The sequence below is a fragment of the Nocardioides sp. WJ219 genome (genome assembly GCF_058559815.1).
The window spans coordinates 508,661-531,039 of record NZ_JBZUJV010000002.1 but is presented as its reverse complement, the minus strand read 5'-3'; the positions used below and the strand labels follow the sequence as shown (position 1 = coordinate 531,039).

31 protein-coding genes and 1 pseudogene are annotated in these 22,379 nt (G+C 67.3%); 19 read left to right on the top strand and 13 right to left on the bottom strand.

Features of this window, described 5'->3' with window-relative positions; all coding sequences use genetic code 11:
- The first annotated feature begins 377 nt into the window (after positions 1-377).
- The 5 genes from AC4MBH_RS06640 to AC4MBH_RS06620 all read left to right on the top strand — a co-directional run bounded on the left by AC4MBH_RS06640 (position 378) and on the right by AC4MBH_RS06620 (position 4,094).
- Positions 378-596, top strand: a complete 219-nt coding sequence (locus AC4MBH_RS06640; protein ID WP_491793675.1) for a hypothetical protein — start codon at positions 378-380, stop codon at positions 594-596.
- A 68-nt stretch (positions 597-664) separates the two neighbouring features.
- Entirely contained in the window at positions 665-1,171 is a 507-nt protein-coding gene (locus AC4MBH_RS06635; protein WP_491794135.1) for a sigma factor-like helix-turn-helix DNA-binding protein, read from the top strand.
- A 194-nt stretch (positions 1,172-1,365) separates the two neighbouring features.
- Complete coding sequence (locus AC4MBH_RS06630; RefSeq protein ID WP_491793673.1) at positions 1,366-2,217, top strand: TolB family protein; 852 nt, start codon at positions 1,366-1,368, stop codon at positions 2,215-2,217.
- Between the two features lie 432 nt (positions 2,218-2,649).
- On the top strand, positions 2,650-3,471 hold the full coding sequence (locus AC4MBH_RS06625) for a TolB family protein (protein ID WP_491793671.1): 822 nt from the start codon (positions 2,650-2,652) through the stop codon (positions 3,469-3,471).
- Positions 3,468-4,094: a calcium-binding protein gene (locus AC4MBH_RS06620; protein WP_491793669.1), complete on the top strand. Its 627-nt coding sequence runs from the start codon at positions 3,468-3,470 to the stop codon at positions 4,092-4,094. The genes AC4MBH_RS06625 and AC4MBH_RS06620 overlap by 4 nt, the downstream gene beginning before the upstream one ends.
- 583 nt (positions 4,095-4,677) lie before the next feature.
- On the opposite strand, the gene AC4MBH_RS06615 is transcribed toward AC4MBH_RS06620, so the two are convergent.
- A complete protein-coding gene (locus tag AC4MBH_RS06615) occupies positions 4,678-4,821 on the bottom strand; it encodes a hypothetical protein (RefSeq protein ID WP_491793668.1) in 144 nt (47 codons plus the stop codon).
- Positions 4,822-5,040: 219 nt separating this feature from the next.
- Here AC4MBH_RS06615 and AC4MBH_RS06610 point away from each other — a divergent pair, with 219 nt between their 5' ends.
- The 3 genes from AC4MBH_RS06610 to AC4MBH_RS06600 all read left to right on the top strand — a co-directional run bounded on the left by AC4MBH_RS06610 (position 5,041) and on the right by AC4MBH_RS06600 (position 6,457).
- On the top strand, positions 5,041-5,577 hold the full coding sequence (locus AC4MBH_RS06610) for a hypothetical protein (protein ID WP_491793666.1): 537 nt from the start codon (positions 5,041-5,043) through the stop codon (positions 5,575-5,577).
- Between the two features lie 249 nt (positions 5,578-5,826).
- Positions 5,827-6,141: an NUDIX hydrolase gene (locus AC4MBH_RS06605; protein WP_491793664.1), complete on the top strand. Its 315-nt coding sequence runs from the start codon at positions 5,827-5,829 to the stop codon at positions 6,139-6,141.
- Between the two features lie 70 nt (positions 6,142-6,211).
- Positions 6,212-6,457: a hypothetical protein gene (locus AC4MBH_RS06600; protein ID WP_491793662.1), complete on the top strand. Its 246-nt coding sequence runs from the start codon at positions 6,212-6,214 to the stop codon at positions 6,455-6,457.
- Between the two features lies 1 nt (position 6,458).
- Here AC4MBH_RS06600 and AC4MBH_RS06595 read toward each other — a convergent pair whose 3' ends face one another.
- The 6 genes from AC4MBH_RS06595 to AC4MBH_RS06570 form a co-directional block, all read right to left on the bottom strand.
- Positions 6,459-7,691 carry a hypothetical protein gene (locus AC4MBH_RS06595; protein ID WP_491793660.1) on the bottom strand — a complete coding sequence of 411 codons (1,233 nt, stop codon included), beginning with the start codon at positions 7,689-7,691 and terminating at the stop codon, positions 6,459-6,461.
- Between the two features lie 51 nt (positions 7,692-7,742).
- On the bottom strand, positions 7,743-7,901 hold the full coding sequence (locus AC4MBH_RS06590; protein WP_491793659.1) for a hypothetical protein: 159 nt from the start codon (positions 7,899-7,901) through the stop codon (positions 7,743-7,745).
- A 101-nt stretch (positions 7,902-8,002) separates the two neighbouring features.
- Positions 8,003-8,515: a hypothetical protein gene (locus AC4MBH_RS06585; RefSeq protein WP_491793658.1), complete on the bottom strand. Its 513-nt coding sequence runs from the start codon at positions 8,513-8,515 to the stop codon at positions 8,003-8,005.
- A 164-nt stretch (positions 8,516-8,679) separates the two neighbouring features.
- Positions 8,680-9,429 (bottom strand): hypothetical protein, encoded by a 750-nt coding sequence (locus tag AC4MBH_RS06580; RefSeq protein ID WP_491793656.1) that lies wholly within the window; start codon positions 9,427-9,429, stop codon positions 8,680-8,682.
- Positions 9,430-9,525: 96 nt separating this feature from the next.
- Positions 9,526-9,738, bottom strand: coding sequence for a hypothetical protein (locus tag AC4MBH_RS06575; protein WP_491793655.1), 213 nt, complete (start codon positions 9,736-9,738; stop codon positions 9,526-9,528).
- Between the two features lie 242 nt (positions 9,739-9,980).
- Positions 9,981-10,652, bottom strand: coding sequence for an HIRAN domain-containing protein (locus tag AC4MBH_RS06570; protein WP_491793654.1), 672 nt, complete (start codon positions 10,650-10,652; stop codon positions 9,981-9,983).
- An 812-nt stretch (positions 10,653-11,464) separates the two neighbouring features.
- Here AC4MBH_RS06570 and AC4MBH_RS06565 point away from each other — a divergent pair.
- Genes AC4MBH_RS06565 through AC4MBH_RS06555 form a run of 3 tightly spaced genes read left to right on the top strand, consistent with a single transcriptional unit; the run spans position 11,465 to position 13,258 of the window.
- On the top strand, positions 11,465-12,100 hold the full coding sequence (locus AC4MBH_RS06565) for a hypothetical protein (protein ID WP_491793652.1): 636 nt from the start codon (positions 11,465-11,467) through the stop codon (positions 12,098-12,100).
- 37 nt (positions 12,101-12,137) lie between these two features.
- Positions 12,138-12,779, top strand: a complete 642-nt coding sequence (locus AC4MBH_RS06560) for a DUF8453 domain-containing protein (RefSeq protein ID WP_491793650.1) — start codon at positions 12,138-12,140, stop codon at positions 12,777-12,779.
- A gap of 41 nt (positions 12,780-12,820) precedes the next feature.
- A complete protein-coding gene (locus tag AC4MBH_RS06555) occupies positions 12,821-13,258 on the top strand; it encodes a hypothetical protein (protein WP_491793648.1) in 438 nt (145 codons plus the stop codon).
- Here the strand turns inward: AC4MBH_RS06555 and AC4MBH_RS06550 are convergent.
- Positions 13,255-13,536, bottom strand: coding sequence for a hypothetical protein (locus tag AC4MBH_RS06550; protein ID WP_491793646.1), 282 nt, complete (start codon positions 13,534-13,536; stop codon positions 13,255-13,257). The two genes, AC4MBH_RS06555 and AC4MBH_RS06550, sit on opposite strands and share 4 nt — an antisense overlap.
- A gap of 180 nt (positions 13,537-13,716) precedes the next feature.
- Between AC4MBH_RS06550 and AC4MBH_RS06545 the strand changes: the two genes are divergently transcribed.
- A complete protein-coding gene (locus tag AC4MBH_RS06545) occupies positions 13,717-14,013 on the top strand; it encodes a hypothetical protein (protein ID WP_491793645.1) in 297 nt (98 codons plus the stop codon).
- Positions 14,014-14,168: 155 nt separating this feature from the next.
- Positions 14,169-15,011: a DUF5677 domain-containing protein gene (locus tag AC4MBH_RS06540; protein ID WP_491793643.1), complete on the top strand. Its 843-nt coding sequence runs from the start codon at positions 14,169-14,171 to the stop codon at positions 15,009-15,011.
- Between the two features lie 53 nt (positions 15,012-15,064).
- Here the strand turns inward: AC4MBH_RS06540 and AC4MBH_RS06535 are convergent, their stop codons facing one another.
- The 4 genes from AC4MBH_RS06535 to AC4MBH_RS06520 all read right to left on the bottom strand — a co-directional run bounded on the left by AC4MBH_RS06535 (position 15,065) and on the right by AC4MBH_RS06520 (position 16,476).
- Positions 15,065-15,319 (bottom strand): hypothetical protein, encoded by a 255-nt coding sequence (locus tag AC4MBH_RS06535; RefSeq protein WP_491793641.1) that lies wholly within the window; start codon positions 15,317-15,319, stop codon positions 15,065-15,067.
- Positions 15,320-15,434: 115 nt separating this feature from the next.
- On the bottom strand, positions 15,435-15,734 hold the full coding sequence (locus AC4MBH_RS06530) for a hypothetical protein (protein ID WP_491793640.1): 300 nt from the start codon (positions 15,732-15,734) through the stop codon (positions 15,435-15,437).
- Positions 15,734-15,916, bottom strand: a complete 183-nt coding sequence (locus tag AC4MBH_RS06525) for a hypothetical protein (protein ID WP_491793638.1) — start codon at positions 15,914-15,916, stop codon at positions 15,734-15,736. The genes AC4MBH_RS06530 and AC4MBH_RS06525 overlap by 1 nt, the downstream gene beginning before the upstream one ends.
- Positions 15,913-16,476 (bottom strand): HNH endonuclease, encoded by a 564-nt coding sequence (locus AC4MBH_RS06520; RefSeq protein ID WP_491793636.1) that lies wholly within the window; start codon positions 16,474-16,476, stop codon positions 15,913-15,915. The genes AC4MBH_RS06525 and AC4MBH_RS06520 overlap by 4 nt, the downstream gene beginning before the upstream one ends.
- A gap of 563 nt (positions 16,477-17,039) precedes the next feature.
- Here AC4MBH_RS06520 and AC4MBH_RS06515 point away from each other — a divergent pair.
- Positions 17,040-17,939: a tyrosine recombinase XerC gene (locus tag AC4MBH_RS06515; protein ID WP_491794133.1), complete on the top strand. Its 900-nt coding sequence runs from the start codon at positions 17,040-17,042 to the stop codon at positions 17,937-17,939.
- A gap of 204 nt (positions 17,940-18,143) precedes the next feature.
- Here AC4MBH_RS06515 and AC4MBH_RS06510 read toward each other — a convergent pair.
- A pseudogene (locus tag AC4MBH_RS06510) lies at positions 18,144-18,302 on the bottom strand (M23 family peptidase); the annotation flags it as partial.
- Here AC4MBH_RS06510 and AC4MBH_RS06505 point away from each other — a divergent pair.
- The 5 genes from AC4MBH_RS06505 (at position 18,228) to frr (ending at position 22,373) form a co-directional block, all read left to right on the top strand.
- Complete coding sequence (locus AC4MBH_RS06505) at positions 18,228-18,566, top strand: hypothetical protein (RefSeq protein ID WP_491793635.1); 339 nt, start codon at positions 18,228-18,230, stop codon at positions 18,564-18,566. The pseudogene AC4MBH_RS06510 and the gene AC4MBH_RS06505 sit on opposite strands and share 75 nt — an antisense overlap.
- Before the next feature lie 416 nt (positions 18,567-18,982).
- Positions 18,983-20,047: a 30S ribosomal protein S2 gene (gene rpsB, locus AC4MBH_RS06500; RefSeq protein ID WP_491793633.1), complete on the top strand. Its 1,065-nt coding sequence runs from the start codon at positions 18,983-18,985 to the stop codon at positions 20,045-20,047.
- Between the two features lie 33 nt (positions 20,048-20,080).
- Positions 20,081-20,890 carry a translation elongation factor Ts gene (gene tsf / locus AC4MBH_RS06495; RefSeq protein WP_491793631.1) on the top strand — a complete coding sequence of 270 codons (810 nt, stop codon included), beginning with the start codon at positions 20,081-20,083 and terminating at the stop codon, positions 20,888-20,890.
- A 154-nt stretch (positions 20,891-21,044) separates the two neighbouring features.
- On the top strand, positions 21,045-21,758 hold the full coding sequence (pyrH, locus tag AC4MBH_RS06490; protein ID WP_491793629.1) for a UMP kinase: 714 nt from the start codon (positions 21,045-21,047) through the stop codon (positions 21,756-21,758).
- 60 nt (positions 21,759-21,818) lie between these two features.
- The gene (frr, locus tag AC4MBH_RS06485) at positions 21,819-22,373 is read left to right on the top strand and encodes a ribosome recycling factor (protein ID WP_491794131.1); all 555 of its coding nucleotides are present in this window, start codon (positions 21,819-21,821) and stop codon (positions 22,371-22,373) included.
- Positions 22,374-22,379: the final 6 nt, after the last annotated feature.

Here is a 22,379-nt window from a genome sequence, read left to right as displayed (position 1 = left end):
TCGGTTCACCATGACGTCGAAGAGTCCTTCGGCGCGATCTACATCGTTGGTTATGTCTGCAGTTGGTCGAGGCAACGCGTTGCCGTATCGCTGCAGCGCTGTACGCAACTGCAGGCATGCGTCCTGGAGATCGTGCAACGCGGTGCGCTGTGCTTCTGACAACCGGGCGACACGGTCACCGAGTAGTCGGAAGGCCCCCGTCAGAAGGGTGCCAATGAGAAGTGCGACTGCCGCAACCAGCGGGACGAGCAGTGGATTGGTAGTCGCCGTGGCAGCCCAGCCTTGCATGTCGACAGTATGTCAGCGGCCTACTTCGGCACAGCCTGGAATGCGCACCTGAGTCGGTCGAGGTCGGTGCACGGTCCTACGCTCGTTCCATGGTCGGCGGCACGAGCAACGGACCCGGCAAGCCTCTCGGCGAGCGCACCCACACCACCGCCGACCTGCAAACACCTGATATGCGCCCGGTCGCTGAGCACGTCTACGTCACCACCCCCAGCGGCAGCGAGCCCGGCCTGCTCATTCAGTGTCGCCGCGGCACTGAGGCGTGGAAAGGCCACATCATCCACGGCGCTGGGTCGACGGCGACAGGCTGACCCTGGACGGCTTGCTGGGACAGTGGAACCGATCGGCCCCCTGAGTGCCTTATAGGTCTGTGGAAGTCATGGATGAATCGCGAGTAGACCGAACCAGTGCGCGGACTCGCGTCCCGACTGCGCTCGACTTCGATGGCTTCGTCGCCGCTCACTGGGATCGACTAGTGCGGGCTTGTTGTCTGCTGGGCCTCGACGTCGGGTCGGCGGAGGACGCTGTGCAGGACGGACTGATCGTGTGCAACGCGCGTTGGTCCCGGATTACGAAGATGGACAATCCGATCGGATACGTCCATACCGTGGTTCTGAACTCAGCCCGCAAGAACCTCAAGAGGAATCAGCGTGTGACAGTCGACGCGGACCTCGACCCCGGGTCATACACGCACCAAGTTAATCCACATGACCTGCTGGCCGGATTGACTGAGGAGAAGCGGGCGGTCCTCATTCTTCGCTTCTTCCTGCAGTTCACCGAAGCAGAGACAGCAGAAATCCTCAAAGTCCCGACAGGGACCGTCAAGAGTCGGACTTCGCGAGCACTCGCTGACTTGCGAAGATTCAAGCAACGGGAGGGATCCTAGTGGATAGCTCGTTTGAGATGGAGCGCGAAGCGTCGGAAGTGCTGCACCGGGCCGCGAGCCTAGTAACCCCGGGGCCTATGCCCATCGGTCAGATTTCGACCGCTGGGAGGAGCCGGCGGCGGCGCACCAGGGTCGCGACCGCAGGGTTGGTGTGCTCAGCCCTTGGACTGGGACTAGGAGTTACTTCGTACCTGATGACGCAGTCATCTAGCACGGACCCGACGCTGGAGGTCGCTACTGCCGGCGATGGAACCGTCGCAAAGTGCCCGCCGGTCGCCGTAGATCTGCAGTCGAGCGGCGAAGACCCCGTACACGCCGTCGGCGTCCTCGATCAGGATTGCTCCGTTCGCCCGCTACGGACACAGACTGAAGCCGCACACGCGACGCTCTCTCCCGACAGCGGGTCTGTCGCCTACGTGGCGTTGTCTAAGAGCGGAGAGTCGGAGGCTGAGCTCGTCGTCCGGGATCTTAAGGCTGATGCGGATCGAACAGTGGCACGCGCGAGAGCGATCGGAGACGTGTCCTGGTCTCCCGACGGCACCCGAATCGCATACTGGGCCGAGGTCGACGGCGCTCCGAGAATCGAGGTTCTCGACATCTCTTCGGGCGTCTCTGGCGCAATAGTGCCCGGGGACGCTCCGCAGACCGACGCAGTCTGGTCCCCAGATTCGAAGCAGTTGGCCTTCGTAGAGAACGGTACGTCGGGTGCGATCTACAACTTCTCGTCAGACGAGGTCGCCCGGCCAGACGCGTTGGCGCATATTGCACTCTTGGACTGGGCCGACGGGTCTGATGAACTGGTGGTCTACCGTCCCTCTTTGAACACTTTGGAGGCCGTTAGCGTGCGAACCGGGACCTCCTTGGGTACCTACGACATCGGTGCCGATCGCGCGGTGCTATCACTGGGCGTGTTCGATCGTCGGGTCTACGTGGTCACGTCTCCCGCTTCATCTCGTGCGCTCGAAGTTCTCGCATTGAGTTCCAATCTTGATACGAACTTCAGGTCGACGAAGGTCGCGGGCGAACCAGATCTGGCAGGAGCGTGAGCCTACGGACTTTAATGCAGGCACGAGCTTCTCCCGGCCCCTCGACCTCGGCAGGAGCGGGAATGGCAGGTGACGAACGCGTGAACTCTTGCCATGTCCGAGGGTAGTGGCGCTCGCAGAATCCGCACGGACCCCGAGCAAACAGCCTCGCTGCGCTGGAAGAACTCATCCTCGACAAACTGTCAAGAATAGTCATGAACTGTCTAGTCCAGGCAAAGCGTGGGGTTGACCGCCGCCGACTCGTAGGTGAAGTTCCCAGCAGACCTTCCACTCAGAATCGGAGCGCACATGGCATCCCCTCCCGCGTCCAGGCTCACAGTTCCATCGATAGTCCTGGCAACGGCGCTTGGAATAATCGGCGTCGACTACTTTGCCCAGCCCGACACCGAACCACCCCCGACCACCCCTGCCGCAGTAACTTGCACTGCTGAAGTGAGCCAGGTGGTCGAAACGGTCGCCGAGGATGATCTCCGTCAGCGGGTGCAGGGGGTTACGTCCGCATGCGCACCGTTTTCTGTCGGTTTCGGAAGCCAGCGGGAGTATTACTCGCCAACTTTATCGCCCGATGGCACGTCGGTCGCACTCGTAACGAAAAACTTCAATATCGAGTCGGACCAATACGTCCTTCAAGTGCGGGACCTGCTGTCTGGGGAGGTCGACGACGTGGTTCAAGCGGAACTGCCGATCAGCAATCCGGCGTGGACGGCGGACGGCTCCGCTATCGGCTACTCACAGCAGCACGGTGGAGCGACGCAGATCATTCTGCATTCGATTGAGAGCAAGCAGACGCGGACTCTAGTTGACAGTGGCGCCGTCTCGGTCCTGCCGACCTGGAGCGCCAGTGGCGATGGGTTCGCTTACATCGAGAACAGCGCGGATGGCGCAGACGTCGTTATCGCCTCGCTCGACGGTGAACTGCAACAGCGCATCGACACCCCGGCGTTTGACTACAGCAAGGCCGCATTCTCGCCCGACGGCTCCGTACTGCTGGTGGCTGCGGAGGCGCAAGGTCGCGGCGAGGTCGTAGCACTTCTCGATAAGGACAGCGGGACGGTCGAGCAGGTGCGGGAGGTAGCCAGTGATGTTGTCGCTGTTGGTTGGCAAGATGGCGATCGAGTCCAAGTGGCGCTGGCCGGCACCTCGATCAACGAAAACCGAGTACTGGAACTCGACCAAGAACTAGTCAGGACAGACCTAGATCAAGTGCTCGGAGTGCCCAACTTTCAAGACATCCCCGAGGAGCAGACCCCATGATCGGCATCTCCAGTAGGTTCTGCCGGGCCGCACTGGCCACCGTAGCCCTCGCGGGATCGCTCGCCCTCTCCCCAAGCGGCGGGGCCCCTTCCTTCGCCGTTGACTGCATGGGGGTGACGGTCGAGTCTCGATACGACGGTGCCGCGGGCAACGATCTGTTCAACGGCGGGGCAGCCGACAATGCTATGAACGCAGGTCAGGGCGACGACACACTGATGGGAGGCGGGGGACGCGACACCCTCTGCGGGGCGCAGGGCCGAGACGTCATTCAAGGGGATTATCGCTACATACCCGGCCAAGGATGGGACACCTCCCCTGAACCCGACAACGACCGAATGGACGGCGGGTTGGGCTGCGACTCGATGCATGGCAACGGTGCAAACGACCTTTTGGCCGGAAGCGATGGGAATGACCTGCCTCCGATCTACGGCGGCTGCCAAGGGGCAGGCCCCACCTACTTCGCTGGCGGGCTGTTCGGCGATGGCGGCAACGACAACATCGTTGGCGAGGATGGCGATGACTTCCTCGACGGCGGCCCTGGATCGGACAGTGGTTGGGGCAGTGCCGACTTCAACCGCTGCCGGTCCCTAGAGCAGGCCTACAGCTGCAACGACTGGGTGTAGCGCCTGAAGATTTGGGCAGTCGCCCGATGAACCGTCCCGGTCGCGCTACGCGGCCTGGGCGGTTCACTTCATTCTTGCGGATTGGCGCGACCTACAACGTCAGCAACGCCGTCCAGCAAGCGGGCGGACATCGCCGCAGCGTTCACCAAGGTGGGCTACAAGGTCACCTCAGGCGGGGGCGCTGCGCGTGGCATACCAACGCAGGTACGGATGTGGCGAGTCGAGGACGCCGACGAGCAGGCCGTCATCGAACTCATCCTGGACGCCGACACTAGGGCCGTTCCGGCCAAGCTTCCCCGTCCCACCTGCACGGTTGAGGAGCCTCGCGTCAACCTCGAGTGGATCGGTCGTAACGGAGGGCGAGCAGGGCGCCGTAGGCGAGGCAGCCCAATCGTCGTGGTCGACGTTGTCCGGCGGGTGCTAGCCAAGACGTCGAGCGGGTCGCGCTCGACGGTGGCCCCACCGCCCGGGTGGGACGTCCTGACACCGTCGTCCCAGGTCTGGCCGACGAAGTAGCCGTACTTACCACGTTTCGTGGGGTGCGGGGTGCCAGCCCGGACTACTGGGACTCGTCATCGAGTGATCAGTTCTCGCAGGCCGTGCCGTCCTTATCGAGGTTGGCGCACGAGCTGTACTTCGTGGCGGCGTCGGCCGGGGTCGCGATCGCGGTGACGGCGGCGACGGACAGGATGGCGGCGGCTGCGGTGGCCGAGAGGAGTTGGCGCATATACGGAGTGTGCGGACTGCGCACCCGCTGTGTCTGTTGAATGCAACAGCTCTGTCCGTGGTGGTCACGCTGATTAGCACCTTGCCGGCCGACCAGCTCCTGCCGACGAGTCTTGGCAGAGACGAATGAGTTCCGATGACAAATCTTTCCTGATTGAGCACGGCGGGGCCGGCGGCGGAGTACAACGGAGTCTTCGCTAAACCAACGGGAGGCTCAGCCATGTCGATCGGTTCGCTTACGTCAGTGGCGGTGGCGCGCAACACCCGCAAACCAACGAAGGCTGATGCTGGGGAACTTCCAGCCGGCTCTACGCCTGCCAACGGCAAACCGGACGCGACTCTTCCTCAGCTGCTCGTGAAGCAGGTGCCAACCGGGATGGTGGCCGCCTACACGGCGCTGACGGCTGCGACGGTGGAGCTCATTGATGCCTCGGACAAATCCAACCAAAAGGTTGATGAACTGCTTGGATATCGGTGGGCGGGTCTGGCCGCGCTCGTTGTGCTCAGTGCGGCCATAACGTGGGCGACATATAAGGGGAAGGCTGAGCCTGGTGCCCGGGCCCCCGTTGCTGAAGTGGTGGGAGTCTCCATTGCGGCGTTTGGCTGGGGTCTTGTAGTGCCAGAATCACCGCTCCTTGCCCAACTCGATGGCAACGACGGTGCGGCGATCGTGCTACTCGTCGCCTTTGTCGCAGCCGGACTGAATCTGGTGATTGCAGCAATATTGCAGACGAAGGCCAAGCCAAGGCGGCGGTAGTCATTCCAGCTGACGCCGTTCTAGCAGGGCACCCGCCGCGCGTGAGCAGCAGGTCCATCTCAAGCCCGAAAGCGTTCGCGAACTGACTAAGGTCGGCTAGGTCCGGATCAGGAGACTGGTCGCGCTGTGGGAGTTCTTCCAGATCGCTGTCAGACAACTAAGACGGCCGACCCCATCGGCGTGCTCCGCGCGAGCCTAAGGCAGAGAACCTGCCCCAGCCCGATTGGCCCAGGCTGGGGCGATCCGCTCATGGTCGGCGTATGGACGCAGACCGGATCGCACGCCTACTGCGCGAACTTGCCGACGAGCTCGACGCCCTCGACCGGCAGGCGCATGTCGCACCCGCAACGCCTGGGACAACTGGTCGAAGACCACGGCACCTGGTCCTACACCACCGTCGTTGCCGACTCTGTCACCGCATTCACACCGACCGCCGCCAGCGCCGAGGTCGGTCCCGGCGGCACCGTGTGGCTCACGCTGAACCAAGTTCGTGCCCGGCGCCTGCACCCCGGTCTGCGCACCATCCTCGACCGAGTCGAGGAACACCGCTGGGCAACAGCGTGACCCGGCCAGCCCCAGTGGCAACCACGCGCCGCCAAACGACACCCCCGGACCCCGACCCGTAGGAGGACCCATGGGCGCCACCCAGGAAGACCCCGCCACCACCCCACCGTTCGACATCCCGGGGACCGACCTCGACATCCTGCTGACGAGTAGCCTGTCCCACTGCCCCACACCGACGCGGTGCCTCACAGCCTGGTCTGGGTCGGCCGCGACCATCGGCAACAGCGTCGCCAAGGTCGGCATCGTCCGCATGTGGGTCAAGGTCACCCCGATCTACGACGCCTACCCCCACCCCACGGTGAATCAATCGCTCTAGCTCATGGGCTCTGGCTCAGGGCACGACGAGGAGGAAGCTGATCCGTGAGGTCCGCTGCGAGCAGCGTCCGGGCGGCCATGCGGATGAGCGCGATCGTTGATCGGCGAAACTCTTTCACCGGGTCGATCCCCATCGTCAGAAGCAAGTCGGCGCCGAACCCGATCTCGCCTCCGTGCAGCGACCCCTGGTGGACGGTCGCGGAACGCAGTCGATAGAACCCGATCAGGCTCTCAGCCGCCGGCGGCGACAGCGCCGACGCTAAGGCGGCCTCGAATCGACGTTTGATGCCCGTGGTGGCCTCTCCACAACTGCAATGCTCACTGGCGAACATTCGGTTGGCGGCAGTCTCTATCACAGCTGTATATGCGACCGCCGCCATCGATGGGTGACGATGCTCAAGGCAGGCGCCCTCAAGGAACGAGCTCATCGCGCGTGTCAGACGCTTTGTGGAGGAGATTCGCGCCCACGCGTCCAGTGCCCAGGGCGGCACCTCCAACGGAGTGAAGTCGGTGACCGGCGGCGGCTCGTCCTGACTTAAGCGCGCGAATCCAATGACAGCCCGTGGTGGTGTGCGGCGTCCCCAATCTAGGGGCGCAGGTGCCTCGCGCACGGTGATTGCCACGTCCCAAACCACGGAGAGAAGGCCGCACAAGCGGCCGAGCTCATCCAGACCGCTACTGATCGCCGCGCCGGATGAGTATCCACTTGAGACCCCGGACACCAATATTGGGACCGTGTGCCGCGACCCTGCGGAAGTGAGCGAGGGGCTGAGGGGCGGAGCAGGCTCCACCATGGCTGCCGCACTCGACTCAAGCGCGAACGGGCCAAACTGGATAGGACTGCCCAGCCGGAATGCAAGCCCGTTGGCCTCTGGCGAAAGGCCGATGATGGCGGTCCACTCGACGGTCTCTTGCTCACTGCTGCCTAGACGCATCAATGCGAGGTCGAGCGCCTGCTGCAAAGTCTCTGCGAGGCCATCGTGAGCCCCGGTGACAGCCGCGCGGCACCGTCCTTGGGTGGCTTCCAAGAGCAGCGCGGAGGGCAACTCCCGCCCTTCTCGGCGAATCACGATCCGCGCTGACGCGTCCCCTAGCTGGCCAACGTATCCAGTTCTCGCCGCCGAGAGTTCTTGTACCGACAGGCTTGGATCGACCTCCGGCACCGCCAGGCGAAAGTGGTGGAGCCACTCGTCTGCGTCTCTGTCCCAGTCGAGCTCGAGGTCCTTGAGCTGCACTGACATGTTCTCCATAAGGCCTCGCTTCCCTACTTTTCGGCCTGACGTCGATCAGTGCAGGGTCGACGGCCCGCCAAGCTCGCTGATCGCCAGCCTCAAAGCGTGCTGGGCAGCCCTCTCCTCGGCTTCGATCTTCACCTCGGAGTCACCCTGCTTCACAAGGTGCTCAAGGTGTACGAGGTGCTTCGCCAAGTCTCTCATCGCTGTCATCTGAGCACCGTATGGCCGCGCCGAGTTGGCGTCCTGAGATCAGCGCACTTCGCATCCGCCCGGCCATGCAAACGACGCGGTGCGCGCGCTTGTCGCGCCGCTCAAGAGCCGGGTGCAGCCGGCGCGGCGGTCTTCCTGCGAACAAGCAGGAGACCGATCAGCAAGAACAAGACCAAGAACGCTACGGTGAGCGTGCCGAACTGCTCGAGTTTCGACCACTCGCTCGCGTTCTCCGTTTGGCTGTAGACCGATGTGGTGACTGCGACCAACGCGGCGTAGGCCGCCCCGACCATCGCCAGCAGGTCCGCTCCGATCTTGATCAGGCTTGCCGCCCGCGTCGACTCCTCCTCGCGCCACTGAGGCGTAGTGGCGACAAGCTCAAGTAGCACCACGACGGCGGCCACGGCCACGAACCACGACGGGAAGAGCTCACCCAGCGTGGCCGACTCCGATCGGATCTGGCCGTCCTCCGCGACGTCGAGAACCAGTACCACTGCTCCGACGATCAAGCCCACGGCTAGGGCAGCCATCGTCACCCACATCGGGGCGGATGGCGCCGGCAGATCGGACTGAGGCGGATTGGCTGTTGAGTCCGAAGACACTGCGCTCGACACGCGTGAATTGTGGCATGCCCGCGTGCCCCGCATACGAGGTCGCTCGGCACGCTGCGCCGTGCCGGACTTACCCACACCACGAGGGAGGCCCCCATGTCCGAACCCGACCTGGTCCTAAGCGGAGTCCTGGCATACGACGCGGGCTGACCTCACTCAAGCGCCCCTTACACATGCCTCTTCCGAGGGTGAGCGCCCGGGTTCTCCATAAAGTCGGTGAACTGCATGATGTCGTGGCCGACGATCAAGAGACCTCCTTGGTCGATCTCGTCGTCACCGACCGGGATGACGCCCCAGCCGGGCTGGTCCCACGGAACGATGCCCACATGCCCTACCTCGTCGTACCAGTGACGAATCACGGGCGCGGCAGCTCTTAGTACGATTAGAGACACCGAGCGAACCATCGTCGCGACGGCCGGGGTTCTCGTCTTGAAGAGGTCCTCGGTGAGGTTGTGCAGCAACGCCTCCTTGCCCGACTTCGGGTCGCTCTTGTGCACGCCGCCAGCTGTGTTGGCTAGGTACTTGACGAACTCCCTCACAGTCAGATCTTCGAGCGTTGCCTGAGATGAGGTGCGAACGAATGCCACTGGGTGCTTGAGAAATCTATCGAGCTTCAGTAGCTCGCTCGGCCCACGCCGGGGGTCTGGCAGGAATCTCCCGCGGTCAATCCAGGCGTTCACGCGGAACACGTCACGCGGCCACCCGTCGATGGTCGTGCGCGTCGGTTCTAGGTGGGACGTGACTACCTCGAACTGCAACGCTCTGCCAGTACGATTCGCGCGGTTCATTAGCCCGGGACCGTCGAGTAGAAGTTTGCGTAGCAGCGCCGCGGCGGCAAGCGCGTCGTACTCGCTCGTGCCCTCGGTCCTTCCTGCGAGGTCGTCGAGGGTCCACGCGAGCAGCTGCTGATGGTCCACGCCACCGAAGGTATGTCAGTGCCACCCTCCGCTGGCCCGAACGGGACAAGCGACGCGATAGCCCTCACGCGAACGGTGAGCCCATCTGCTGACGAGTCAGGGGGCCCAGAAAAGTGGGAGTCCCATCCCCTTAGCGATGAACAGGGTGACCCATCCCAGAACGCCGCGAGCCGCGAACATCCGGATCTCCCCTGCTTTGTTGGACCCGACGCCTATCGCGCCATCCACAGCTCGAACAAGCACCATGATCGGACAGCAAACCGCCAGGGCGTGTGCGACGACCAGGAAGATGAAGATCCCGAAGCTCACAGCTCACACCGTGGCATAGCTATTGGCCGACGTCCGGACATCCCTCGAAGTAGCCGAGCGTCCGCCCGCGGTAACCGCTCTCGACGGCCACGAGGGGGGAGCCCCCTTCCCGGTCACCTCGGGCGGTGACCGGGAGAGACGCACTGCAAACAGCGGTTTGTACGGTTCCCCCACTCCCGGCTCCAACAATCGCCCTCGCGGCCGCTGCCGGCGGCTGGCCAGGCAGCCTCGACGCTGCGTGGCTATGGAGTCCGCTGGTCCAACAGCGCTGCGATGTCGTCGACCTCCCCGACCGCCACGATCGTCATGGCGTCGTCCTGACCCGGGCCCGGTCCCCGCATAGACACCGCGGCGAACCGCTCCCCAGCGTCCATCCGGCGGGCAATCGCAGGCGCCTTCCCCCTCTGCACGTAGCCGATGACCTCACGCCTGGTCGACAGGACCGCGATCGCGTTCGCGTCGTGCGGGTTGTATCGCTCGCGCCGCAACAGCACCCTGCGCCACGGTCGAAGGTCTGCCCAGGAGTAGGCCGAACGGCGGTAGTAGGACCCGCGAACGACCGACGTCGCCAGACCAAGGGCGACGATGCCTCGACCCCTCGGATTCAGCAGAGCGCCACCCTCACGGGGCGACCAGAGGGCCAACCGATCGCCCGCGTCGACGAGCCGTAGCTCCAGGCGGCCGGCCGGGTCGCGCCTGCAGTACTTCGACTCCGACTCGCGAGGCACATAGTCGACGCGCCGGAGGACCTCGGACGGCCCCGCGCCCTCGTCGTCCTCAGCGTCCCGGGCTTGCTCGCGCGCGGCCTCCTCCTCAGCGGCAACCGTGGCCTCGGCGAGAAGCGCAGCAGCATCGACCTCAACCTGGCGCAGCACGCGTTCGAGCTCTTGGCGAAACTCCGGGTCGCCGGACACCTGCTGCACGGTAGTCGCGCCTACGCGCGTCGTCTCGCCTCTGGCTAGATGGTCCCTTAGCGTCGCCCGCCAGGACACGCGCCCAACACGAGGAGACCCGATGCCGGATCAGCCGCCGTTCGACGGCCCCTGGACGCTGCTGCGGCTCGCGTACAGCCCCGAGCCGGAGGACTAACGAGTTCTTCGCGGGCAAGACGACCTTCAGCGGCGCCGATGGTAGGCCGCTTCCGACCGGCACCTGGATGGTGAGTCTCACCATCGACACCCCAGGGCGCTGGGAGTGCAGCGAGTACGATCCGAACGGCTGCAGCTGGTACAGGGGCGAGCGGAACACCGGACGCTGGAAGTTCGACTCGGATACCGGGAGGTCGCGCCCGCGTTGTAGTCGCTACGTTCGGCCCGGACGATGACGGGTGCGCCGGCGGGTGGCTACTGGCACCTACACGCTGGCCCCCGCCGCGCCGGCCGCCGGTCGACGGGTCATCCTCGCGGCGAAGGTCAACGGCCACTGGGTCACGAAAAAGCAGGGCCGCACGAACCGCAGCGGTGCATTCAGATTGGTGGCCCGCATCCCGGCGGCAGTAAGTACCGGTGGAGAGTCACCGTGCCGGCGACGCCCACAACGCCGGCCTTTGTCGGCCTGACCGACGGCGCAGTCCGGCTAGGTTTCCCGTGACTGCCGCGGATCGTCGAGGCTCGCTGGCGGTTAGCGATAGTTCGTAGCCGCGCTCATGGTCGTCCGCTAGTCCGCGCTGGCCTCGGGTTCTCGCAAAGCACAAGTGCCGCCGGGAGTTCCGTGATCCCATCGTGACGTGCGCACCTACACGCTCCTAGTCGCAGCCCTCGCCACCGCCCTGTTGTCCCTGACCGGAGCAGCGACGCCAGCCCGAGCTGGCGTGGTAGCCGACGTCGACAGCAGAGGGGACGTCTACACCTTCGCCTGTCCCTCCGGCGAACGATGCAGGTACTGGGTCGATCGTCAGCACGCGGCAGCGGACATGACGAAGTACAAGATCAGGTACGCCAAAGGCAAGGTGACTATCCGGGTCCACTATCGAGACCTCGCGACGCTGACGGCGGACCGCAACTTCGGCCTCGCGGTCGGCGTTCGGAACGCAAAGACCCAGAAGGGGTCCCTGTTCCAACTCGACCTATCCATGAACGGCTACTACCTGGCCACCCCCTGCGGGACACAGTCCGACGATCTGCCCAAGAGGAGGCTCGACTCCCTTCAAAGCTACCGGTACAACGAGCGCGAAAACTTCGTCGCAATCTCCGTCAGTTCAAAGTGCATACGCACGCCACGCCGGATCGAATGGTTCCTGGAATCCAAATTCGAGACGTTCAACGACGACGGCGGCACCGACAAGATCTGGACCGATCGACTCAACCAATCCGCCAAACCGCGCCGCCTGACATGGTCGGGGCCGATTCGCTATACTGCCTAATCCCTCTCAGGCGAAACGCCGCGCCCGGCTAGACCCGATGACCGACTCCTCGATGACGATCGCCGTCGCAATCGTCGCGGCACTGGCAGCAGTCGTCTCCGCGATCTTCGTGTTCCTTCAAGTCCGCGAGATGCAGCGCCAGACACGCCTGCAACGCGAGATCGCCGACGCCAGCGTCCGGATGCAACGCGAGATCGCCGAGTCGAGCGCCCAGCCCTACGTCTGGGCCGACGTGCGCCTCCAGTCACGCAACGGTTGGGTCCTGGAGTTCGTGATCGGCAACTCCGGACCCACCGTCGCCACCAACGTGCGGGTCGTGGTCGACCCGCCGTTCCCGGACATCGGCACGTTCGTGATGGGCCCGATCCACAAGACGCTCAAAGCCGGGGTCGCTTCGATCGCCCCGGCCCGGACCTTCCACTGGGCGCTGGGCGCCTCGCCCGACGTGCTCAACTCAGCCCACCCGCTCGTACACAAGGTCACGATCGACTGCGACGGACCCTACGGCCCGGTCGAGACCAACGAATTCGTGATCCGGATGACCGACTGGAAAGACTCTGCAGCCGTCTACTACGGGTCCCTGCGCGACGTCGAGAAAGCCATCAACGCGGTCGAGAAGAAGCTGCACGACCCCCGCCGACCCCTCCCCGTCGAGGTCATCGACCAGGGCAGCGACTGACCTCGGCGGACAGCCCCGCATGACCCTCTTAGGCTCGGCACGTGGACTCCGACCCCGACCGCTCACTGAGCGACCGCCGTCAGGACAGTGCGGCGAGGCACGCCCGGGACCTCGAACAGCTCGCGCTGCGAGGCGAGACCCCGCCGCTGACCGACCCTGACAGCCTTGCCGCCCGCTACTTCGCCCAGGTCGTCACCGAGCAGGCGCTGGCCAAGACGCTCCCGCTCTGTACGCACGCCCGCGGCCGGGAGTACGACGACTTCCTGGTCTGGCTTCCCTCGCGCGGGATGCTGTGCCGCGATTGCGCAGCCGTCGCCCTCGACGAGATACCAGGCGACCGATGCGACGTCTGCGAGCTCGTCGCTGACACGACCCCGATCGTGTTCCCGATCGCCGTCGCGATCGTCATGGCTCAGCTGTGCCGCCGATGCCTCGACATCACCGACGCGGAGGAGCTCAACCGCGTCCTTCCGAGCTAGTAGCGCTCGCCGGCCCCAACCGCGTGGAGATCCAGCTCGTCGCGGACGCTGTCGGTGAACTTGTGGAACCGCCCGGCATCCAGGTGACGCCGTGCCTCGGCGACGTCATCAGCAGTCAAGATTCCCGACCGCCTAGCGACGTACAGCGCCTCGAGCGCCACGACCAGCCACTCCCGCTCGGCGACCATGTGATCCAGGGAGGCAGCGGTGCCGTCGGGCAGCGTGCCACGGGCACGCCCCCACAATCCCTCGGCCCACTCCCCGAACGACGACGTCACGCCCGGCATCGTCTCATCCGTCCCCAGACCGCGGCGTACACCTCCCGCTCAGGATCGCTGTTTCCGCAGGTCAGCACCGACGTACAGCCCGCCGGATCCACAGGCGCAGGTCCTGGTCGCTCGCTAGGCTCCGCGGTGGATATAGGTGCCCGTCGGCCGCGTGTCGGTCATGATGCGGCTATGGACTGGCAGCAGCGGAGCGAATCGTCGATCCAGAAAGTTGGGCTCCTGTTTGCCCGGTACCGCTGGCGGCTGGTGGCGGTGCTTGGGGTCCTGATGGCGTTCATGGTGGCGTTCCCACTTTTGCTGATCGTCAGCCCTGTGCCGGTCGCGATCGCGTTTCCTGTGGGGATGGTGGCCATCCTCATCGCTGTCGTGGGACTGAACGTGTGGGTCAGGCGCAGGGGCGCGGCCCTGCGCGCCGAGAGCCTGCCCATGGAGGGCGGGCAGCACGGTGGGGAGCGACCGGGCCGGTAGATGCGACAGACCATCTCGCTGCATTAGGCGGCGATCTGACGCTTGTCCTCCACGCACGCGCGGCAACGACAGCATCTACGACCTCAACGCGCGGCCGCCAGACACCGCCCTGTGCAACCCGGACGGTGCCCGCCTAGGGCGCCTATCCTGCGCGGATGGCGACCTTCAGTAGGGCGGAGTTACTGGCCATCGCCGACGACCTGCTCGAGACCATGGCCATCGACGAGGACCGGGTCGTCGAGGCCAAGACCGAGCGGCTCGTCAACCACGCCCACCTGCCGATGGTCTACGGCCTCCGACAGCACACGCTGCGCCTGGGCGCGGTCGTCGCCGACCTTTACCGCCGTGACATCACCCTCGAGTCGATGGCGCTCGTGCGGCAGATGTTCGAGTGCGCCGTCACCGCGGCCTGGGCTGCGGACAGCCGGGAGGGTGTTCCCGCGCTGCACAACGAGGACCTCCGACAGCGACGAGCCCTCGCCGACTCCATGCGCCGCACCGCCAGCGCCGTCTTCCAGGAGGGCGCCGACAAGATCGCTCACCTCGACGACGCGGACATCGAAACCATCGCCGGCAGCCAAGCCCGGTACTTCCAGCGCCGCTGCGAGGCACTGAGCGGAGGCGCCCACGCGTACACGCTCTACCGGCTCCTCTCGACCTACTCTCATCCTTCGACCCAGCTGATCGACCACTACCTCGTGCTCAACAACGACGGCGACGCCAGGCTCCGCACCGAACCCGAGGGCATCGATCACGACTCCTGGCTCTACCTCGCCGTCGCGTCGATGGTGTGGGCCACTCGTGCCCTGGACGTCATGCAGATCGACCGCCCACACCGCAACTACCTGCGCGGCGTCGCGCGCAAACTCGGGATCCCCGAGGTCCTCCGCCTCACCGAGGAAGCCCGAGCCGCCGAGGCGCGTGCCGAGCGCGACCGGCGCCGAGCCGGCTGGCGGCGTCCCCGCCGCCGGCGCCGCAACACCGAGCCAAGCGACTAGCGAGCCCCGCCCGGGACGACCGGACGGGGCTCGCTGAGGCTGTACGCCCGCGGTCAGTCGACGAGGTCGAGCCCGTCCGCCAGGTGCACCAGTTGCCTAGCGAGCGTCCGCGCCTCGCCCGACGTCAGGCCGACGCCGATCTCACGCGCGCGGTCCGGGCCCGTGACCTCTAGGCGCACCGACGGAGCCAGCGCTGCCTCTTGGTGCGCGACGACCCTCCAGGACCCGCTCCACGGGCGCATCACCCGCCCGTCGACCGGGTTGCGGACCTCCATGAGCATGCCGCCGTAGTCGACGCTCAGGTGCACGCTCGCGGCCGCGAGGTCCCCGATCTCCTCGAGCGCCTGGGCGTGACCCTCGGTTCCTGACGAGCACCACGACGGGCACCACTCCGGCAGACCGCCGGCCTCAGGTGGCCAGTCATCAGATTGCCCGCCGCAGCCTGGCCTCAAGAACCCGGACGCATCGACGACAGTCGCGCTGCTTCCTCTCGACCATGAGACCGCCGACGGTGTCGACGAGGTCCTCAACGCCACCCACCTTGCAGCTGTCGAGCCACGTCGACCCGCAGATCGCTCGGACCTCGATGCCGAGCGGCTCGGCGAACCGCAGGTCGGCGATCCAGGCGAAGTGCATGGGCCGGCTCCGCGTCGGCTTCGTAACGGTGAACGGGATCGGCTCGTCGACCGGCCACCGATCCAGGTCGACCTGCTCGGCGCTCATCAGGCGCGCTCCTCAAGCGCTGCGAGCCGCTGCTCGATCCGGGCGGTCGTCTCTCGCATCGCCGCCAGCTCGGCGGCGACGCGGTCGGCGCTCGTCCACGTCTCGGGCGTCGCGCATACGTGAAAGCCGCTCGGCTCCCTGGTCGTTGGGTCCGCACACCACGCGGTGTGCATCGGCGTCATCCGGGCCGTTGCGCCTTCGGGCGCAGGGTCGCGCAGGTGACGCGGAGGTTCTCCACCGTCGTCGGCCCGCCATAAGCGAGCTGCACGACGTGATCGAGGTGCAGCTGGTCCGGGCGGTAGACAGGGCTACGGACGACGGCTGTCCCGCAGAGGGTGCAGGCCATCCCGTCACGGGCGATGACGGCCTCGCGCACTCGCGCGGGGATCGGTGTCCGTCCCGGCCGCGTGGTCCAGCAAGTGCCGCAGTGGAGTCCTTGAGCGGAGGTGTGCCAGCCAGCCTCAGTCTCAAGTTGGGAGCAGATCTCCACGTGCCACCAGGCCCACGCGCCGCATCCGATGCACTGCTCTTCGGTGAACGCCGTGCAGCACGACGGCTGTTCGGGTCGGGGTTGAACGATGCCGCCCAGGTCGAAAGGTCCGGACACGTACCAGGAGGGCAACGCCGCGTCGGTCTGGTGCAGCTCGAGCAGTAAAGACATTCGCTGCGCGACGCTCAGGTCGCTGCCGTTGCCCGGCATCAGCGGTTTCCCCAGTCCGCAGAGCGTCCGCAAGACGTCCACCCGAGGCCACCCAGGACCACCGGCAACACCTGATGTTTGCGCAGGTCAGACGGGTTACGGGGGTGTTTGCGCAGGTCAGCGAACCACCCTGCGCACTCCACCGCCAACTGGGCGGCCCGGCTCCACCGGCCGCTGATGGGGGTCCCGGGGCCGGTCACCAGCGCCTCCTCCGCCGGCGTCCACGAGCAGATCCGGACCGGTGCCATGGCCCTGGTCACCTCGGGGGCCGACGTGCTCGAGCTCGTCTCGCCCGCCGGCGAGCGCATCGTCGAGCCACCCCGCGAGCCGGCCACCGCGCGCGACCTGCTGACCACGCGGCAGCGGCAGGTGCTCGACGCGGTCCCGGCCGCCTCGCCCGCCGGCACCGACTCCATCGCCCCGCACCGCCGGTCTCGGCGTGCGGGAGGTGCGTGGGTCGCTGGCCCGGCTCGAGGAGGCAGGTCTCGTGGAGGGCGACGTCGGCGGCTGGCGGCTCACCGCGCTGGGTCGCGGGTGAGGGGCCGACCCGCACCTACGATCACCGGGTGAGCGACGACGCCGGCAGCGAGCTGCTGCCCGAGCCGATGGCGCGGGTGCTCGCCGACTACGAGCGGCACCTGGTCGCCGAGCGTGACCTGGCCCCCCACACGGTGCGCGCCTACCTCGGCGACGTCGCCGGGATCCTCGAGCACGCACGACGCCTCGGGCTCACCGACCCGGCCCAGCTCGACCTGCGCGCGCTGCGCGGCTGGCTGGCCCAGCAGCAGAGCCTGGGACGCTCCCGGACCACCATCGCCCGCCGGGCGACCGCGGCCCGGGTGTTCACCGCCTGGATGGCGCGCACCGGTCGCGCCCCGACCGACGTCGGCTCCTCCCTGGGCTCGCCCAAGGCCCACCGCACCCTGCCCTCGGTGCTGCGCGCCGACGAGGCCAGCGACCTGATCGCCGCGGCGGTCGCGGCCGCCGACGACGGCAGCCCGGTCGGGCTGCGCGACATCGCGATGGTCGAGCTGCTCTACGCCACCGGCATCCGGGTCGGCGAGCTGGTGGGGCTCGACGTCGACGACGTCGATCGCGACCGCAACGTCGTCCGGGTGCTCGGCAAGGGCCGCAAGGAGCGCAGCGTGCCGTTCGGTCGCCCGGCGGCCCGCGCGCTCGACTTCTGGGTGCGGCAGGGACGCCCCCGCCTGGTGGTCGACGGGGCAGGACCCGCGCTCTTCGTCGGCACCCGCGGACGGCGCATCGACCAGCGCGCGGTGCGGACCCTCGTGCACCGCCGGATCGCCGAGGTGCCGGGCGCCCCCGACATCGGGCCCCACGGCCTGCGGCACACCGCGGCCACCCACCTGCTCGAGGGCGGCGCCGACCTGCGGTCGGTCCAGGAGCTGCTCGGCCACGCCTCCCTGGCCACCACGCAGCGCTACACCCATGTCACCGCCGACCGGTTGCGTCGCGCCTACCAGCAGGCCCACCCCCGGGCCTGACGCCGCGGCAACCGGTCTCAGTCGAACAGACCGAGCAGCGCGCCGAGTGCCGGTGCGGCCGACCGGCTCGTCGCGCCACAACGGCAGCAACCGCACCGGGCCGGCGCCGACCAGGCGCAACGGGTCGAGGTAGGTCGACGCGCCCTCGATCCAGCCCCAGTGCAGGCACGACCGCGGGAAGCAGTGCGACCCGGGCACCTCCAGGACGCCGACGGGGCTGCCGCGCGGCACCGGGTCGCCGACCGCGACCGTGGCGGTGACCGGCTCGTAGGTCGTGCGGGTCACGCCGTGATCGACGACGACCACACCGCGGCCGGCGACCCGGCCGGCGTAGGAGACCCGACCGGCGAGGGCGGCGTGCACCACCTGGCCCGGCGAGCCCCGCAGGTCGACGCCGCGGTGCCCGGCGCCGTAGGGCGTGTCGGGCGGGTCGAACGCGGCGACCACCTCGGGCTCGGGACGCAGCGGCCACACGCCGACCGGGTCCGGGTCCTGCGGCGCGCCGGCCGCCGGGTGCGGCGCGGCCGGGACGACCAGTGCCCACGCGACGGCCAGGACACGCAGGCGCGCCGCAGGGCCCGGGTCGGGCCGGCGTGGGGCGGGCCGGCGGGGAGTGGGGGAGCGTGACGGGTCATGGGGCGAGCATCGGCCCGGGCACCGACGACCAGCCCGCGCCGCGGGTGCGGCTGTGGACGACGGGGCGTGGGAGCGTGGTTGTGGACGACTCGGGGATGTTTCCCCAGGGCCGCCGGATTCGTCGGTGCCGCCCCCGCTCGTCTACGCTGGCCCCACCTGCTCTCACGAGCGGGAATTCGCACGCCCTCTCCGCGGACCCGTCCGCGGGCGTCGATCCTCAGTCCCGTCCGGACAGCGTGCCGGTCTGGTCGGATCGCGTCGGGCGTCAGGGCCTCCGGCACCCGCCGGCGGCGACGAACTGAAAACCAACCGGACCTGCACCGGTGTGCCCTGCCAGCCGCGCGCGAGCGCTCACGGTCGAAGGGTGCACGGACGGGGTGCGTCCGACACAGGAGAAGAGAACCACCATGGCAGTCGTGACCATGCGCCAGCTCCTCGAGAGCGGCGTCCACTTCGGGCACCAGACCCGACGCTGGAACCCCAAGATGAAGCGCTTCATCATGACCGAGCGCAACGGCATCTACATCATCGACCTGCAGCAGTCGCTGGCCTACATCGACCGCTCCTACGCCTTCGTCAAGGACGTCGTCGCCAAGGGCGGCACCGTGATGTTCGTCGGCACCAAGAAGCAGGCCCAGGAGGCCATCGCCGAGCAGGCGACGCGCGTCGGCATGCCCTACGTCAACCAGCGCTGGCTCGGCGGCATGCTCACCAACTTCCAGACCGTGCACCAGCGGATCAACCGCCTCAAGGAGCTCGACGAGGTCGACTTCGACGACGTCGCCGGCAGCAGCCGCACCAAGAAGGAGCTGCTGCAGATGCGTCGCGAGCGCGACAAGCTGAACAAGTCGCTCGGCGGCATCCGCGAGATGGCCCGCACGCCCTCGGCCGTGTGGATCGTCGACACGAACAAGGAGCACCTCGCCGTCGAGGAGGCCCGCAAGCTGAAGATCCCGATCATCGGCATCCTGGACTCCAACTGCGACCCCGACCTCGTCGACTTCCCGATCCCGGGCAACGACGACGCCATCCGCGCCGTCGGCCTGCTGACCCGCGTGGTCGCCGACGCCGTCGCCGAGGGCCTGATCGCCCGCTCGGGCGCCAAGACCGGCACCGACGCGGCTCCGGCCGCTGCCGAGCCGCTGGCCGAGTGGGAGCGCGAGCTGCTCACCGGTGACGCCGCCCAGGCTGCCGAGAAGGCCACCTCGGCCGAGCCCGACGCCGCGGCCTCCGAGGCGACCGGCGCGTCGTCCGAGGGTGCGGTGGCCACCGAGGCGGCCGAGTCCGCCGAGCCCGCCCCGGCCACCGAGGCCCCCGCCGCCGAGGCCCCGGCCACCGAGGCCCCTGCCGCCGAGGCCCCGGCCGCCGAGGCCCCTGCCGCCGAGGCCCCCGCCGCCGAGGTCACCGAGGCCGCCGAGTCGGCGGTCCCGGCAGAGGAGCCGGCCGCCGCCGAGGCGACCACCGAGTCCTGACCTGCTTCTCCCACCACGTACGAAGGAGTACCCATGGCTTTCACTGCTGCCGACGTCAAGCGGCTCCGTGAGCTCACCGGCGCCGGGATGATGGACTGCAAGAACGCGCTGCAGGAGTCCGACGGCGACTTCGACAAGGCCGTCGAGCTGCTGCGCATCAAGGGCGAGGCGAAGGCCCAGAAGCGCGGTGCCGAGCGCGAGGCGTCGTCCGGCCTGGTCGCGCACGCGCCCGGTGTCCTGGTCGAGCTGAAGAGCGAGACCGACTTCGTCGCCAAGAACGACGACTTCGTCTCGACCGCGCAGAAGATCGCCGAGGCTGCCTCGGCGGCCAAGCCGGCCGACGTCGCCGCCCTGCGCAAGGTGCCGCTCGACGATCAGACCGTCGGCGACGTCGTCGACGCGCTGGCCATCAGCATCGGCGAGAAGATCGAGCTCGGTCAGTACGCGCACTTCGACGGCAACGTCGTGGCCTACATGCACAAGCGTGCGGCCGACCTGCCGCCCGCCGTCGGCGTGCTGGTGGAGTACGACGGCGACGCCGACGCCGCCCGCACCGCGGCCATGCAGGTCGCCGCGATGCGCCCGCAGTACCTCACCCGCGACGAGGTGCCGGCCGACGTCGTCGCCAAGGAGCGCGAGATCGCCGAGGCCACCTCGCGCGAGGAGGGCAAGCCCGAGCAGGCGATCGCCAAGATCACCGAGGGCCGGCTCAACGGCTTCTTCAAGGACGTCGTGCTCCTCGAGCAGCCGTCGGTCACCGAGAACAAGAAGACCGTCAAGGCGGTCCTCGACGCGTCCGGTACCACCCTGAAGCGGTTCGCCCGCTTCGAGGTCGGTGCCTGACCCGGTCGACCCAGCTCCACCCGTTCCACCCCAGGAGCGCCGCCGGTCACGGCGGCGCTCCTGGTGCGTCCGCCCCCGGTGGCGACGGTGATGCCCCTCTCCGGATCCGGTACGCCGACCGGTAACCTCGGTGCGACCCTGCAGGAAGGACCTGATGACCGGCTACAAGCGTGTGCTCCTCAAGCTCTCGGGTGAGGTGTTCGGCGGCGGGAAGGTCGGGGTCGACCCCGACGTCGTCCAGGCCATCGCCCGGGAGATCGCCGACGTCGTCGAGTCCGGCGTCCAGGTCGCGGTCGTCACCGGCGGCGGCAACTTCTTCCGCGGCGCCGAGCTCCAGCAGCGCGGCATGGACCGCGTCCGCGCCGACTACATGGGCATGCTCGGGATCGTCATGAACTGCCTGGCGCTGCAGGACTTCCTGGAGAAGCTGCACATCGACACCCGCGTGCAGACCGCCATCACCATGGGCCAGGTCGCCGAGCCCTACATCCCGCGCCGCGCCATCCGGCACATGGAGAAGGGCCGCGTGGTGATCTTCGGCGCCGGCATGGGCATGCCCTACTTCTCCACCGACACCGTCGCGGTGCAGCGGGCCCTCGAGAGCCGCTGCGACGTGGTGCTGTTCGACAAGAACGGCGTCGACGGCATCTACACCGCCGACCCCAAGCTCGACCCCACGGCGACCCGCATCGAGGAGATCACCTACGACGAGGCGCTCGAGCGGGGCCTGCGGATCATGGACCAGACGGCGTTCACGCTGGCCCGCGAGAACAAGCTCCCGATGATCGTCTTCGGCCTCGCCGAGCCCGGCAGCATCCAGCGCGCCGTCCGGGGTGAGAAGATCGGCACGCTGGTGACCCCGGCCTGATCCCGATCTCGTCGCGCACCCCGACAGCCACACCCGCCTCACCCAGGAGAGACCACCGTGATCAAGGACATCCTCAACGAGGCCGACTCCAAGATGGACAAGTCGATCGAATCGACGCGCGAGGAGTTCGCCGCGATCCGGGCCGGCCGTGCGACCCCGTCGATGTTCAACCGGATCCTCGTCGACTACTACGGCACCCCCACGCCGCTGCAGCAGCTGGCGTCGTTCACCGCTCCCGAGGCCCGGATCATCATGATCCAGCCCTACGACATGGGCGCGATGGCCAACGTCGAGAAGGCGATCCGCGACTCCGACCTCGGCGTCAACCCGTCCAACGACGGCAAGGTGCTGCGCTGCGTCTTCCCCGAGCTGACCGAGGACCGCCGCAAGGAGTACATCAAGCTCGCGCGGTCCAAGGCCGAGGACGGCCGGGTCGCCGTGCGCAACCTGCGCCGTACCGCCAAGCAGAACCTCGAGAAGCTCGAGAAGGACGGCGAGGTCGGCAAGGACGACGTCACCGGTGCCGAGAAGCGGCTCGACGGCGTGACCAAGAAGCACACCGACGCCATCGACGAGATGCTGAAGAACAAGGAGGCCGAGCTGCTCGAGGTCTGAGACCTC